The organism is Acetobacterium sp. UBA5834 (assembly GCF_002435675.1).
In the GTDB taxonomy this organism is placed as follows: Bacteria; Bacillota; Clostridia; order Eubacteriales; family Eubacteriaceae; genus Acetobacterium; species Acetobacterium wieringae.
Genome location: NZ_DJGY01000020.1, coordinates 1 through 14,165, shown reverse-complemented (window position 1 = coordinate 14,165; position 14,165 = coordinate 1). Strand labels below are relative to the sequence as shown.

At 46.4% G+C, this 14,165-nt stretch carries 13 protein-coding genes; 11 read left to right on the top strand and 2 right to left on the bottom strand.

Annotated features, from left to right (window positions below):
* Positions 1-39: 39 nt before the first annotated feature.
* Complete coding sequence (locus tag B3F51_RS04335) at positions 40-1,431, top strand: MATE family efflux transporter (protein ID WP_148637895.1); 1,392 nt, start codon at positions 40-42, stop codon at positions 1,429-1,431.
* A gap of 55 nt (positions 1,432-1,486) precedes the next feature.
* Here the strand turns inward: B3F51_RS04335 and B3F51_RS04330 are convergent, their stop codons facing one another.
* Both B3F51_RS04330 and cysS read right to left on the bottom strand, forming a co-directional pair.
* Complete coding sequence (locus B3F51_RS04330; RefSeq protein WP_286945657.1) at positions 1,487-1,954, bottom strand: Mini-ribonuclease 3; 468 nt, start codon at positions 1,952-1,954, stop codon at positions 1,487-1,489.
* The gene (gene cysS, locus B3F51_RS04325; RefSeq protein WP_286805274.1) at positions 1,939-3,336 is read right to left on the bottom strand and encodes a cysteine--tRNA ligase; all 1,398 of its coding nucleotides are present in this window, start codon (positions 3,334-3,336) and stop codon (positions 1,939-1,941) included. The genes B3F51_RS04330 and cysS overlap by 16 nt, the downstream gene beginning before the upstream one ends.
* Positions 3,337-3,491: 155 nt before the next feature.
* Between cysS and B3F51_RS04320 the strand changes: the two genes are divergently transcribed.
* The 10 genes from B3F51_RS04320 to guaA all read left to right on the top strand — a co-directional run bounded on the left by B3F51_RS04320 (position 3,492) and on the right by guaA (position 14,063).
* Positions 3,492-3,782, top strand: coding sequence for a YerC/YecD family TrpR-related protein (locus B3F51_RS04320; RefSeq protein WP_228879140.1), 291 nt, complete (start codon positions 3,492-3,494; stop codon positions 3,780-3,782).
* Positions 3,783-3,970: 188 nt separating this feature from the next.
* Positions 3,971-5,188 carry a pyridoxal phosphate-dependent aminotransferase gene (locus B3F51_RS04315; RefSeq protein WP_070369501.1) on the top strand — a complete coding sequence of 406 codons (1,218 nt, stop codon included), beginning with the start codon at positions 3,971-3,973 and terminating at the stop codon, positions 5,186-5,188.
* Positions 5,189-5,208: 20 nt separating this feature from the next.
* Positions 5,209-5,520, top strand: coding sequence for a PspC domain-containing protein (locus B3F51_RS04310; RefSeq protein WP_070369500.1), 312 nt, complete (start codon positions 5,209-5,211; stop codon positions 5,518-5,520).
* A 1-nt stretch (position 5,521) separates the two neighbouring features.
* A complete protein-coding gene (tsaE, locus tag B3F51_RS04305) occupies positions 5,522-5,983 on the top strand; it encodes a tRNA (adenosine(37)-N6)-threonylcarbamoyltransferase complex ATPase subunit type 1 TsaE (RefSeq protein ID WP_286945654.1) in 462 nt (153 codons plus the stop codon).
* 99 nt (positions 5,984-6,082) lie between these two features.
* On the top strand, positions 6,083-6,787 hold the full coding sequence (ispD, locus tag B3F51_RS04300) for a 2-C-methyl-D-erythritol 4-phosphate cytidylyltransferase (protein ID WP_187389284.1): 705 nt from the start codon (positions 6,083-6,085) through the stop codon (positions 6,785-6,787).
* 188 nt (positions 6,788-6,975) lie between these two features.
* Positions 6,976-7,938, top strand: a complete 963-nt coding sequence (locus B3F51_RS04295; protein ID WP_286805284.1) for a thiamine pyrophosphate-dependent dehydrogenase E1 component subunit alpha — start codon at positions 6,976-6,978, stop codon at positions 7,936-7,938.
* Positions 7,939-7,964: 26 nt separating this feature from the next.
* Entirely contained in the window at positions 7,965-8,951 is a 987-nt protein-coding gene (locus B3F51_RS04290) for an alpha-ketoacid dehydrogenase subunit beta (RefSeq protein ID WP_338076085.1), read from the top strand.
* Positions 8,952-8,963: 12 nt separating this feature from the next.
* Positions 8,964-10,856 carry a 2-oxo acid dehydrogenase subunit E2 gene (locus B3F51_RS04285; RefSeq protein WP_286945652.1) on the top strand — a complete coding sequence of 631 codons (1,893 nt, stop codon included), beginning with the start codon at positions 8,964-8,966 and terminating at the stop codon, positions 10,854-10,856.
* Between the two features lie 193 nt (positions 10,857-11,049).
* Positions 11,050-12,507, top strand: a complete 1,458-nt coding sequence (gene guaB / locus B3F51_RS04280) for an IMP dehydrogenase (protein ID WP_148637890.1) — start codon at positions 11,050-11,052, stop codon at positions 12,505-12,507.
* A gap of 8 nt (positions 12,508-12,515) precedes the next feature.
* Positions 12,516-14,063: a glutamine-hydrolyzing GMP synthase gene (gene guaA / locus B3F51_RS04275; protein ID WP_286945651.1), complete on the top strand. Its 1,548-nt coding sequence runs from the start codon at positions 12,516-12,518 to the stop codon at positions 14,061-14,063.
* Positions 14,064-14,165: the final 102 nt, after the last annotated feature.

Sequence of the window (14,165 nt, the reverse complement as noted above, 5' to 3'; positions counted from 1 at the left end):
TTTGATACAATAGTTAGAAAAAATCAGAGGAGGTGCCCTATGAAAGACACAAAAACAGAAAAAAGGAACAAATTGGGCGTCGTTCCCATTCCCAAGCTACTTTTTTCAATGTCCATACCAGCAATTATTTCGATGATGATTCAGGCTTTATATAATATTGTCGACAGTATCTTTGTGGCACAAATCGGGGAAGAAGCGCTAACGGCGGTTTCTCTGGCGTTTCCGATTCAGATGATTATTATCTCCTGCTTTGTGGGCCTGGGAGTTGGGATTAATTCAGCCATATCCAGGCGGCTGGGTCAAAATAAAAACAGCGAGGCGGCCAACGTGGCTGAGCATGGTTTCCTATTGGCGGTTTCAATCGCCGCCGTGTTGGGAATCCTGGGATTCTTTACGGCGGAAGCGTTTATCAGTCTGTTCACCGATAACGCCAACATCATTGCTCAGGGTCGCGCTTATTTGATGATTGTTACGGTGTTTTGTTTTGGTAGTTTTATTACTCAGGCTGCTTTTTCAACCTTACAGGGAACCGGTGAAATGATCCAACCGATGGTGGGCCAGATTATTGGTGCGGTGACCAATATTATTCTGGATCCGATTATGATTTTCGGGTGGTTTGGTTTCCCTGCCCTGGGGGTAGCCGGTGCGGCCATTGCCACGGTCATCGGTCAGCTTTTGGGGATGGTTTATATGCTGTTGATTGTCTTTAAAAGCGGAAAGTCATATCTCAAACTGGACTATCAGGTGTTTCACTATGAAACAGAAATCGTCAAGGACATCTTTAAAGTCGGCTTGCCAGCGGCGATTATGCAGGGATTGGCCTCGTTGATGATTACCGGATACAATCTGATCCTGGCCGGATTTGGGATGTCAGCGGTGGCAGTTTTCGGTGTTTACTTTAAAATTCAATCGATCATCTTTATGCCCATCTTTGGATTGGGACAGGGGGCCATGCCCATCTTCGGCTTTAATTTTGGGGCCAGAAACCGGGAACGGTTCAATGAAACCCTAAAGGTCGCAATTACTGCTGCCCTCTCGATCATGATCATAGGCACAGTACTGTTCTGGATTTTCCCGGCTCAGATTATGATGGCTTTTAATCCGTCATCCGAAATGATGGAAATCGGGGTGAACTGTCTGCGCAGCATCAGTCTGGCTTTTCCGTTGGCGGGAATTTCGATTATGCTCAGTGTCAGTTTTCAGGCTATCGGGAAAGCTTATGTCAGTATGATTGCTTCCTTTATCCGCCAGATGGTGGTGCTCTTGCCGGTTACTTACCTGCTGGCTCAGGCTGGCGGTCTGGACTGGCTCTGGTATGGATTCTTCATCTCGGAAATCGTTTGTCTGGCTTACGAACTGTTTATGTTCCGGTGGTATCAGCGAACCATCTTTGATACCTGGGAGGCGGCTCCGGTCACCGTACAAAACTAATCCAGGTAAAAACGAAAAGATCTGCATCAGGCATTGGCCTGATGCAGATCTTTTGTTAGTTGAGGCTTTGATTGATGATCGCAATGCTCTGAACAATCAGGGCATTCATCCGCTCCGTCTCACCGCAAAGAAAAAGGTAGCCAATCAGGGTTTCAAACCCGGTGGCATAGCGGTAGTCAGACGGGTTGGCATTCTTGGGAACCTGAGAGGCGGTATTACGGCCCCGTTTAAAGATCCGCTGCTCGGCTTCGGTAAGCTCTGGCAGCAGTTCCCGGATGATTTGGGCCTGGGCACTGGCCCGGACATAGTGGATGGAGGTTTTGGTCATGAAGTTGGCGTTCTGGTGACCACAGCCAAGCAGATATTTTCGAATCATATCGGAATATATCCCATCGCCGAGATAGGCCAAAGCCAGGGGATTCATGGCAGCGGCCTGTTCGATGGTATAGCTTTTTTCGATGGTGGCCTTTATAGTTTTGAGATTTTCGGTGGGTTCGGGGGTAAGGGTCAGGCTTTTTTCCATTTAACACCTTCCCGGGTATCCTCCAATACAATGCCTTTTGCCAGCAGTTCATCGCGGATTTCGTCAGCCCGCTTAAAATCCTTGGCTTTACGGGCGGCCTGGCGCTGGGCGATCAGATCTTCTACCGCCTCATCCAGATTGGTTTCTTTTTCTTTTACCGCCAGCCCTAAAACACCGGTGAGTTCGGCAAAAGTATTCTGGCCAGCCATGATTGCCGGTTGGGAAGAAGTGGCATCAAGGTTGGAATTTAAATCCCGAACCAGCTCAAAAATTACGGCAATGGCATCGGCGGTGTTGATATCGTCGTCCATGGCAGCAATAAAATCGTTTTTGTATTTGGCCAGGGAATCAATCCAAACCTGCTCGGCTTCGGTGGCTGCCTTAGCAGTGGCATTTTCAAGCAGGAAGTCCATCTGGAATTTGGCGGTATATAAACGCTCCAGGGCACTGGCGGCCTGTTTTAGCAGCGGTTCGCTGAAGTTGACCGGGCTGCGGTAATGGGCCATCAGTAAAAACATCCGAACCGCTTCCAGATCGAAGGTTTTGGCAATATCCCGGACGGTGAAGAAGTTGCCCTTGGACTTGGACATTTTCTCGTTGTCGATATTAATGTAGCCATTGTGGACCCAATAGTTGGCAAAGGGTTTGCCGCAGCAGCCTTCCGATTGGGCAATTTCATTTTCGTGGTGGGGGAAGATCAGATCCTGGCCGCCGCCGTGAATATCAATGGTTTCACCGAGATGTTTTTTGGACATCGCCGAACATTCAATGTGCCAGCCTGGTCGTCCCTGACCCCAGGGACTTTCCCAATAGGGTTCGCCGTCTTTTTTCTTTTTCCAGAGGGCAAAATCAAGAGGACTTTCTTTTTCGTCATTGACGTCAATTCGGGCACCGGATTTTAAATCATCAATGGATTGTTTGGACAATTTACCATAATCGTTAAAGGCATCGACACGGTAGTAGACATTGCCATCGACGTTATAGGCCAGTCCCTTTTCTTCCAGGGTTTTGATCATGTCAATGATTTCCGGCATGTGCTCGCTAACCTTGGGATGGACCGAGGCCCGTTTGATGCCCAGGGCATCGGCATCGGTGAAGTATTCCTGGATGTATTTTTCAGAAACATCGCCCGGCGAAATCCCTTCTTCGTGGCTGCGATTGATGATTTTGTCATCGACGTCGGTAAAATTCTGGATAAAGGTGACCTCATAGCCGGTATATTCCAAAAATCGGCGGAGCACGTCAAAAACAATGAAGGGACGGGCGTTGCCGATATGAAAATAGTTGTAAACAGTCGGTCCGCAGGAATACATACGCACCTTGCCCGCTTCAATCGGGACAAAGGTTTCTTTCTGCTGGGTCAAGGTATTATATAATTTCATAAAGTTCAACCTTTCAATTTATTTATTTACAGCAATGTGTTATGATAACATATTATACACTAAAGATAAGATTAAGTGTCAATGGATAAAATTTTTTAGGAAGAAAATTTCTTTATCATCCCAGATGAATAACAAGAAATGAAAGAGGAATCTCCATGGAAGCAAATGCAAAAAGAAAAGTCCTGGCCCAGGCGATTTTAGCCCTTGAAACCGAAGAGGATTGTAATCTGTTACTGGAAGACCTGTGTACCATCAAAGAAATCGAAGACATGGCTCACCGCTTTGAAATTGCCTACTTGCTGTCCCAGGGAAAAACCTTTATTGATGTCGAAAAACTGACCGGAGCCAGTTCGGCCACCATCAGCCGGGTCAACCGCTGCCTCAAACACGGCAAAGGCTACCGCAACATCATCGAAAAAATGAAAAAGGACCATACATTGGAATAGTCTTGAGACTGTAAACAAACTCAGAAGCAGTACCGACAATTTTATATCATGTTGTACGCATCGGAGCGGACACGGCGATAGCCTGTCCGATTCCGCAGCGAACAACAGATTAACAATTGGTCGGTACGGTAGTCTGCAGGATCCTGAATCTTATCTAAAATTTAATATTAAAGGAGTTGAGTGTAGTGATGAAAGCTGTGAAAAAGTCGAAGAAGTTGGACAACGTTTGTTATGATATTAGAGGACCGGTGGTCGAAGAGGCGGATCGCATGGAGCGGGACGGCATTGACATTATTATGCTCAATACGGGCAATACAGCCCCCTTTAATTTAAATGCCCCGGATGAAATTATTCAGGATATTAAATATAACATGAAAACCGCTGAAGGATACTGTAATTCCCAGGGCATTTTTTCGGCCCGAAAGGCCGTGGTTCAGCATTATCAGACCAAGGGACTGATGGATCTGAAGGTCGATGATGTTTTTCTGGGTAATGGGGTCAGCGAACTGATTCTTTTTTGTATGCAGGCGCTCTTGGACAACGGGGACGAAATTCTGGTGCCAGCACCGGATTACCCGCTGTGGTCGGCTGCCGTCAACCTGTCGGGTGGCAATGCGGTCTATTATACTTGTGATGAAGAAGACGACTGGAATCCCAACCTTTCGGATATTGCCAGTAAGATTACCCCCAATACCAAGGGGATTGTCGTCATCAATCCCAATAATCCCACTGGCGCCCTTTATCCCCGGGAAATTTTAGAGGGAATCGTTGATCTGGCGGTGGAAAATGATCTGATTATCTTTGCCGATGAAATTTATGACCGGATTCTCTATGATGATAATGTTCATATCCCGATGTCAACGCTCACCGAAGATGTATTGGTGGTAACCCTCAACGGCTTGTCCAAATCCCATCGGATTCCTGGCTATCGGGTCGGTTGGATGATTTTAACCGGCAATAAGGAGGGGGCAAAGGACTATATCGAAGGCATCAAGATGCTTTCCAATATGCGAATGTGCTCCAATGTTCCGGGACAGCATGCGATCCAGACCTCACTCGGTGGCTATCAGAGCATGAATGACCTGCTCAAGCCCGGCGGACGGCTCTATGAACAGCGGGAGATTGTCTGTAAGCGGATCAATGCGATTCCGGGCTTGTCCTGTGTCAAACCCAAGGCCGGATTTTATGTCTTTCCTAAAATTGATACCGAAATGTTTAATATCACCAGTGATGTCCAGTTTGCCCTGGATTTTCTAAAAGAAGAACATGTCCTGATGGTTCAGGGTACCGGTTTTAACTGGCCTCACCCGGATCATTTCAGAATCGTCTTTTTACCACACCCTGAAGATCTGATTGAAACCATGGATCGGCTGGAACGGTTTATGGCAACCTACCGTCAAGAGTAACGTTTAAGAATGGAATAATAATGAAAAAACAATTAGTGAAAAGTAAAAAAAGGGCCATTCTGGCCGGTGTCTGTGCTGGTCTTGGCGAATACTGCAACATTTCACCCTGGGTCTTCAGAGGGCTTTTCCTGTTGCCCTTTGTGCTCCGATTCGTGCCGGGAATCCTCAGCATCATTGTCTATATTCTCCTGGCAGTGGTTCTCCCCGGGAATAAGCGGATTGAGAATCAGGATGTCGTTGAAGTGGATTATGAAATTATTGATGACAACAGCGACGAAGAGATCATTGATTTTAGCAACGAAAAGACGGGATCCGAAGAAAAGGTTGATTAAGATGTTGGAGAAACGAATTATTTCAAAATCAAGTCAGGATACGTATGATTTTGCTAAACAGTTGGGGGAAGCGATACGCTTCCCCCTGATTATTTTTTTACAGGGTGGAATGGGCGCTGGAAAAACCCTGTTTTCAAAAGGTTTTGTAGCTGGTATGGGTCTTTTGGATGAGGTGACCAGTCCTACCTATACCATTGTCAATGAATACGGCAACCCGCCCCGGGTTTTTCATTTTGATTTATACCGGCTTCAGGATCCCGATGAGCTTTATGAGATGGGCTTTGATGACTATCTCAGTCAGGGGTGTACGCTGTTGCTGGAGTGGCCGGATCTGGTCTTGGACGAAGCGTTTGAACCCAGGTTGGAAATCAGCCTGGAATCAAGTCTGGAGACGCCTGAGCAACGGGAAATAATTTTGAGAACCGATAATCAGAAAGTGGCGCAGGTATTAAATGCACTGTAGAAAAATTACAAAGCATCAGTCGGCAAAAACGCAGGCATAACCGGGAGGTTGTCAGTGACTAAACGTGTTAAGTGAATAATGAATGATAAGGTGGCAAATATGGAAAACGTGTTAACCAGTGTGATCATCCCTGCTGCTGGATTGGGTCGGCGGATGAAGGCATCTGTCAGCAAACAGTATCTGCAGTTAAACGGAAAACCGGTTTTAGCCCATACCCTGGATGTTTTTGAAAAATGTTCGCTGATCGACGAAATTGTGCTGGTCATCAATCCCGAAGAACAGCAGCTGTGTCAGGATCAGGTCATCGGGGTTTATTCCTATAGCAAGATCAAATTAGTGGCTGGCGGCGAGACCCGGCAGGAGTCGGTTTATGCCGGACTAAAGGCGGTGAATCAGCAGACCCGGATTGTCCTGATCCACGATGGCGCCAGGCCACTGATCAGCGAGTCGGTCATTTGCAAGAGCATTGAAGAAACTATTAAGTATCGAGCGACGGTGGTGGGGGTGCCAGCCAAAAACACCATCAAGGTGATAAGTGACGATGGCTTTGTCGAAGCGACCCCGGATCGAAATTATCTGGTGGAAATCCAAACCCCCCAAACCTTTGACTACGATCTGATCAAAGAGGCCCATCAAAAAGCGCTTGAATCGGGCGTATCCGGGACAGATGATGCCTTTCTGGTGGAATGGCTGAAGGTTCCGGTTAAAATCGTGGTTGGTGACTATACCAATATCAAAATCACCACCCCGGAGGATTTAACCATCGCTGAATCGATCATTAAACGAATGGCCGAAAACCAATGATCAGGCAAAAAAATTAAAAGTTTATTAATAGAAATAAAGAATGAGGTGAAAAATGCTGTTATTTTATGCAGTTTTTCGCTTCATTCTTTATTTATTGGGGAATAAAAGATATAATGGAAAAGTATGAAACAAAATGCTAAGGGTTATTCACCTTTTTAAAAATAAATAGTGAAAATGTGGAGGAAACCATGATTGAATTATCAGAAGAACTTCTATTAAGAATGTATTATAAAATGAATCAGGCCCGATTTTTTGAAGAAAAGCTGGGGGAACTGGAGGAAAAAGGTCAGGTTCATGGTACGGTTCATCTGGCTATGGGTCAGGAAGCTGCTGGGGTGATGGCCTGTCTGGCGTTGGAAGAAGGCGATCTGGTGTCGCTGAGTCATCGGGGTCACGCTCAGGCGATTGGCTTTGGCCTGGATGTCAATCTGATGATGGCAGAATGTCTGGGGAAAGAAACCGGCTATTGCAAGGGCAAAGGCGGTTCAATGCACATCGCTGATGTCGAAAATGGCAATCTGGGGGCCAATGGTGTGGTTGGTGGCGGTTTTGGCCTGTCCTGTGGGGCGGCACTGACGCAGAAATACCAGAAGACTGGGAAGGTTGTATTGTGCTTTGCCGGGGACGGTGCCACCGATACGGGCAGTTTTCATGAATCCCTGAATCTGGCCTCGATCTGGAAGCTGCCGGTGGTTTTTTTCATCGAGAATAATCAATACGGGATGTCAAATCCGGTTGAAAACCACATGAATGTTGAGAATATTTCTGACCGCAGTGAAGCCTATAACATTCCGGGTCTCACCATTGACGGTAACGATTTTCTCGATGTTTATAATACCGTTACGAAAGCGTTGCGCTATGCCAGAGCCGGGAAGGGGCCGGTGCTGATTGAAGCTAAAACCTATCGCTTCAGTGGCCATTCCAAAAGTGATAAACAGCTTTATCGGGAAGAACAGGAAGTAAAGGAATGGCGAAAAAAAGATCCGCTGTTGAAGATGAAAGAGTACCTCCGGGAAAATCGGATCTTTACCGAAAAGCAGATTCAAAAAATGGAAAATGAAGCCATTATTTCCATTGAACAGGCGGTGGAGTTTGCTAAAAAAAGTCCATCACCGCAGCTTGATACAATTTTAGCAGATGTATATGCGTGAGAGGTTGAAGAATGAAAACAAATGATATGACAAAAATGACCTACCGCGATGCCATCCGTCTGGGGATAACCGAAGAAATGCGTTTGGATCGGGATGTCATTTTTTTAGGTGAAGATATTGGTGTTTATGGTGGCGCCTTTGGAGTCTCGAAAGGTTTATTGGAAGAGTTTGGTGAAGAGCGAATTCTGGATACCCCGATTTCTGAAGGGGCGATTGTCGGAACCGCCGTGGGGGCGGCAACCACCGGCTTGCGCCCGGTTTGCGAGATTATGTTTATGGACTTTATCACCCTGGGTTTGGATGCTCTGGTGAATCAGGGCGCTAAAATGCGCTACATGTTTGGCGGCCAGTCCCAGGTGCCGATGGTATTGCGATTGCCAGCCGGTTCCGGCGCTGGTGGTGCGGCTCAGCACAGTCAGAGCCTGGAAGCCTGGTTATGCCATGTACCGGGACTGAAGGTGGTGACCCCATCAACCCCGGCTCAGGCCAAAGGGCTGATCAAAGCGGCCATCCGGGATAACAATCCGGTCTGTTTTATTGAACATAAGATGCTCTACGATTCGGTGGGTCTGGTTCCCCTTGACGAGGAGTATACCCTGGAAATCGGAAAAACCATCGTTGAACGGCCCGGGAAAGATGTCACCATCGTCGCCTATGGAACCACTCTGGCCAAAGCCATTGAAGCCGCTGATTTTTTAGAAGAGGAAGGAATTCGGGTGGAGATTCTCAATCCCCTGACCTTATATCCCATGGATATGAAACCGATCATCGAATCGGTTATTAAAACCGGTTGTCTGATTGTGGCCCATGAGGCCGCTAAAACCGGTGGGGTCGGTGGCGAAATTGTCGCGCGAGTCGTTGAGAGTGAAGCCTTCGACTATCTCACAGCGCCGATTGTCCGTCTGGGTGGCCTGGATGTTCCGATTCCCTTTAATCAGGAATTAGAGTCAGCTGCGGTGCCCCAGCGCAATGATTTCGTTCATAGCGTCTATCGTCTTCTGAATCGGGAATAGGGAGCGGACTCAATGATGGAAAATGAAATAATCTTACCGAAAGAGACGTTGGATATGACTATAGAAAACTCGACAAATGCCGAAACGATTAAAGAAGCGACCCTGGAACATGATCAAAAAAGTGAGGAAGCGTTGTCAGAAGTAAATGCTGATAACGAAGAAACCGGCCAAACAGACGTAGTGGCAGGTAAAAAAATGGTAGATCAAGAAGCAGAGCGTTGTGACGATAGTCAACAGGAAGAAAATCTGGAAGAAAAACTAACGGCCGCCATTGAAGAACTGGAACGAAATCTGGAAGAAACCATTAAAGAAGGGATAAAGCAGCAACCAACTGTAGCCATTCAAGGCATCATCAATGATGAAATGATTGAAGATCCGCAGGAAGTAATGACGGAATCTGATCCCCGGGTGGGGAAGGTCAGGGCGACCCCGGCGGCCAGACGGATTGCCCGGGAATTTAAGGTGGACATTGAAAAGGCCACTGGAACCGGACCAAACGGTCGAGTTGAAGTTGATGATGTGAAAAAACTGGTGGTTATTCAACCGGGAACCTTTGACTACAAGTCAAAAGAACCGGTGGTGATCGGTACCAGTCTGGATAAAATAGCCGGAAATCCCAAAAATCTGTTTACAACACCCGGAAAGCTGGAAGAAATCCCGGTCAAGAAAACCAAATCCCGAAAAAAACTGAGCGAGATGAATCAGAAAGTTGAAAGGGTACCGAATCCGGAGCTGGACTTTGTTCCCTTTGTGGATGCCAATGATACAGGTCTGGAAGAAAAAGATACGGATGTGGTCACAAAAATTTCAGAACTGGATTTTGTCCCTTTTGTTGATCTTAAGGCAGAACCGCTCCGGGAAGAAATCATTGTCAAGCCTACGCCAATGCACCTTCTTCGTGAAAATGAGCAGGAAGCGCTGGGTAAAAAAAATAAAAAAACCCGGGGGTTATCAAGAAAAAAACAGGAACCGGAGAAAAAGACTGAGATTAAGTCCGAAAAAGTCGCGCTTCCAATTGCTTCGGAAACAGCAGACCCAGAGATTAGAATGGATAAATCGATAGCCGTTGACACGCAAAATCCGGGATCAGAATCGGCGGTTGTTGCAACGGAACAAAGCATTGCAAGCAACGAAGTGCTTCAAGCACCAGCAGAGCAAGTTAGTGAAGTAGCAAAAGAACTGCCTGGGGAAGCGGAAGAGCTTGTCAGTAATGAAGTCAGTCGGGCAAAGAATAATCGGATTCGATCCAGGATCGTTAGAAAATATCGGATTAAGTGCGAGGAAGAAACAGCGGTCATCAGTTTAACGACAGAAATTGATATGACTGAAATCAAGGATCTCCGCAAGAAGATTACCAAAAAAATTGAGGAGCAGGCTAAATACCGCTGTACCTATACCGATTTTCTGCTTCTGGCAACAACCCGGGCTTTGGTGAAACATCCGCTTCTTAACGCCCGGCGGGAAGACGCAATTGTTGTGCCTCAGGATTATGTAAATATGGGTTTAACAGTGGAATCCGATGAGGGTTTGATTGTTCCGGTGATCAAAGACGCTCAGACGATGAGCTTTGTGGAAATCGTTAAAAGTCGGGGTGATCTTTTAAAAGCTGTTAAAAACAAACATCTCTCGCATGAGCAACGGGAAGGCAGCACCTTTACGATCTCCAACCTGGGGATGTATGGGATCCGGGAATTTACCGCCATCATCAACCCGACGAACAGTGCGATTCTCAGTGTTGGCGAAGTGGTTCAACGAATCCGGATTTTCCAGGGTGAACCAGTTGTTCGTTCAGTGATGAAAATCAGTCTGAATCTGGATCAACGGGTGGCCAATGGGGTCGACGGTGCGAAATTCCTCCAGGCGATTAAGGCTGATATGGAGAATCCCTCACTATTATTGTTTTAGTCTTAAAAATTGTCAGAATCAAGAAAAGATAACGTTACCAAAAAAATAATCATTGTCACATTTAAGCAAATTGTGTTAGACTAAACAGCATAATATAAGATTACAGAACATACATGAAGCAGATGAAAAGCAATGGCCAATTGTCTGCTTTTTTTGTATCTAAGCGAATGTTAAATTTGAAAGGAGTACAAGGTTGGAGAAGATATTAAAGGAAGGCATTACCTTTGATGATGTATTGTTAATCCCAGGGAAGTCCGAAGTGTTGCCAGGAGACGTTAACACCGGCACCCGTCTGACAAAGAAAATTGCTCTGAATATTCCCATTATGAGCGCTGGCATGGATACCGTCACCGAAGGACGATTGGCCATTGCCATGGCCAGAGAAGGTGGTATCGGGATTATTCATAAGAATATGACCATTGAAGAACAGGCGTTTGAAATTGATAAGGTAAAGCGTTCAGAAAACGGGGTTATCGTTGATCCGTTTTTCTTGTCGCCGGAACATAACATTGGCGATGCGCTGGAACTGATGTCCCGTTACCGAATTTCTGGTGTTCCGATTACCATCGAAGGAAAATTAGTGGGAATCATCACCAACCGTGACCTACGTTTTGAAAGTGACCCGAAAAAGAAAATCAAAGACGCCATGACAAAAAATAACTTGGTGACAGCGGAAGAGGGCACCACCCTGGAAAAAGCTGAAGCCATTTTAAAACAATACAAAATCGAAAAGCTTCCGATTGTGGATTCCGAAAATAATCTTAAGGGTTTGATCACCATTAAAGATATTGAAAAAAGCATTAAATACCCGAATGCCGCTAAAGACTATCGAGGTCGACTGATTGTTGGTGGTGCCGTTGGCATTAGCAGCAACACCTTTGAACGGGTCGATGCTCTGGTAGCAGCTCAGGCTGATGTCATCGTTGTGGATACCGCCCATGGTCACTCCATTGGGGTTGTCAAAACCGTTAAAGCGATCAAGGAAAAATACCCCGATGTACAGCTGATTGTTGGAAACATTGCGACTGGTGCTGCTGCTAAAGATTTAATCGAGGCTGGCGTGGATGCCCTTAAAGTCGGGATTGGCCCCGGCTCCATTTGTACTACCCGGGTTGTCGCCGGGATTGGGGTTCCGCAAATCACGGCCATCCTGGACGTGGTTGAAGTTGCCAAAGAATATGATATTCCGGTAATTGCCGATGGTGGGATCAAATATTCCGGGGATGTCGTAAAAGCCATTGGTGCTGGCGCTGATGTGGTGATGATTGGTAGTCTCTTTGCCGGTACCGACGAAAGTCCGGGCGAAACCATTATCTACCAGGGCCGCAGCTTTAAAACCTACCGTGGCATGGGCTCTTTAGGGGCTATGAAAGATGGCAGTTCGGATCGTTACTTCCAGGAAGGCCAGAAAAAACTGGTGCCGGAAGGGGTTGAAGGAAAGGTTCCCTACAAAGGACCATTGGCCGATACCGTCTACCAGTTAGTTGGTGGTCTTCGTTCCGGGATGGGTTATTGTGGTACCCCGACCATCAAGGATCTACGAGAAAAATCGCAGTTCATGAAAATAACCAGTGCCGGTCTGATTGAAAGTCACCCGCACGATATTTCCATCACCAAAGAATCACCCAACTACAATAGCGCTCAATTTTAGGAGAATTTATGATAAAAAAGCATTATCAAGATGAGATCATTCTCATTGTGGATTTCGGAGCACAATACAATCAGCTCATTGCCCGACGGGTTCGTGAAGCTAAAGTGTATTCAGAAGTTGTTCCTTATGACATCACCCCCGATGAGATTCGCCAGAAAAATCCCAAAGGGATTATCTTTACCGGCGGACCTTCCAGTGTTCATGAAGCAGGAGCTCCCCAATGTGATCCCGAAATTTATAACATGGGCATTCCCATTTTAGGGATCTGTTACGGCGCTCAGCTGATGGCGGAGCAGTTAAAAGGGGTTACCGACTCAGCCGATATTCGGGAGTACGGTAAAAAGGCCTTGAATTTTTCACAAGTCTCGGTGCTCTTTAAAAATATTCCGGACGGATCGACCTGCTGGATGAGTCATACTAACTATATCCAGACCATTCCGGAAGGATTCTGTATCACTGCCACCACCGACTCGTGTCCGACCGGTGCGATGGAATGTCACGAACGTAAGCTCTATGCGGTTCAATTCCATCCTGAGGTGGAACACACCCAATACGGTAAAGAAGTTTTAAATAACTTTATATATGATGTCTGTGGCTGCGAAGGGTTATGGACCATGCATAATTTTGCCCAGGAACAGATTGAAGCCATCAAAGAACAAGTCGGTGACCGGCGAGTGCTGTGTGCCCTTAGCGGCGGCGTTGATTCGTCAGTGGCAGCGACCCTTGTTCACCAGGCCATTGGTGACAAGCTGACCTGTATTTTTGTTGATCATGGCCTGCTTCGAAAAGATGAAGGCGATCAGGTTGAAGCGATCTTTAAAAACCGCTTTCATATGAACTTTATCCGGGTGAACTGCGAAGATCGTTTCCTTGGTAAATTAGCGGGTGTCAGTGATCCGGAACAAAAACGAAAAATTATTGGAACGGAATTTATCCGTGTCTTTGAGGAAGAATCCGGGAAACTGAACGACATCGACTTCCTGCTTCAGGGAACCATTTACCCGGATGTCATTGAAAGCGGCACCAAAAACGCGGCCGTGATCAAAAGTCATCACAACGTTGGCGGACTGCCGGATGATGTCAATTTTGAACTGATTGAACCACTTAGAAACCTGTTTAAAGACGAGGTTCGGGCCGTTGGTGAAGAAATTGGACTGGATCACGATCTGGTCTGGCGGCAACCCTTCCCAGGACCAGGACTGGCCATTCGGGTGATGGGTGAAGTCACCAAAGAAAAACTGGACATCTTAAAAGAAGCCGATTTTGTCTTTAGAGATGAGATTGCCAAAGCCGGTCTGGATCAAGAAATCTGGCAATATTTTGCCGTACTGCCGGGAAACCGCAGTGTTGGTGTTATGGGTGATGAACGAACCTATGACTATACCATTGGCCTGCGAGCCGTTACCTCGGTTGATGGTATGACTTCAGACTGGGCCAGGATTCCCTTTGATGTTTTAGAAAACATCTCCACCCGAATTGTTAATGAAGTGAAGCATGTCAGCCGGATTGTCTACGACATTACCAGCAAGCCGCCTTCTACAATTGAGTGGGAATAGTAGTAAAAAACCCTGAGACCATTGATATAACGTGGTTTCAGGGTTTGCTTTTTGCTGACCGTACTAAAAGCGTACTACGGGTCCTTTTGTAATTATTCAATT

Coding starts and splice junctions, on each gene's coding strand:
- guaA (WP_286945651.1), top strand. CDS start 12,516: ATGATAAAAAAGCATTATCAAGATGAGATCATTCTCATTGTGGATTTC.
- cysS (WP_286805274.1), bottom strand. CDS start 3,336: ATGAAATTATATAATACCTTGACCCAGCAGAAAGAAACCTTTGTCCCG.
- B3F51_RS04290 (WP_338076085.1), top strand. CDS start 7,965: ATGACAAAAATGACCTACCGCGATGCCATCCGTCTGGGGATAACCGAA.
- ispD (WP_187389284.1), top strand. CDS start 6,083: ATGGAAAACGTGTTAACCAGTGTGATCATCCCTGCTGCTGGATTGGGT.
- B3F51_RS04320 (WP_228879140.1), top strand. CDS start 3,492: ATGGAAGCAAATGCAAAAAGAAAAGTCCTGGCCCAGGCGATTTTAGCC.
- B3F51_RS04285 (WP_286945652.1), top strand. CDS start 8,964: ATGATGGAAAATGAAATAATCTTACCGAAAGAGACGTTGGATATGACT.
- B3F51_RS04335 (WP_148637895.1), top strand. CDS start 40: ATGAAAGACACAAAAACAGAAAAAAGGAACAAATTGGGCGTCGTTCCC.
- B3F51_RS04295 (WP_286805284.1), top strand. CDS start 6,976: ATGATTGAATTATCAGAAGAACTTCTATTAAGAATGTATTATAAAATG.
- B3F51_RS04310 (WP_070369500.1), top strand. CDS start 5,209: ATGAAAAAACAATTAGTGAAAAGTAAAAAAAGGGCCATTCTGGCCGGT.
- B3F51_RS04330 (WP_286945657.1), bottom strand. CDS start 1,954: ATGGAAAAAAGCCTGACCCTTACCCCCGAACCCACCGAAAATCTCAAA.
- B3F51_RS04315 (WP_070369501.1), top strand. CDS start 3,971: ATGAAAGCTGTGAAAAAGTCGAAGAAGTTGGACAACGTTTGTTATGAT.
- tsaE (WP_286945654.1), top strand. CDS start 5,522: ATGTTGGAGAAACGAATTATTTCAAAATCAAGTCAGGATACGTATGAT.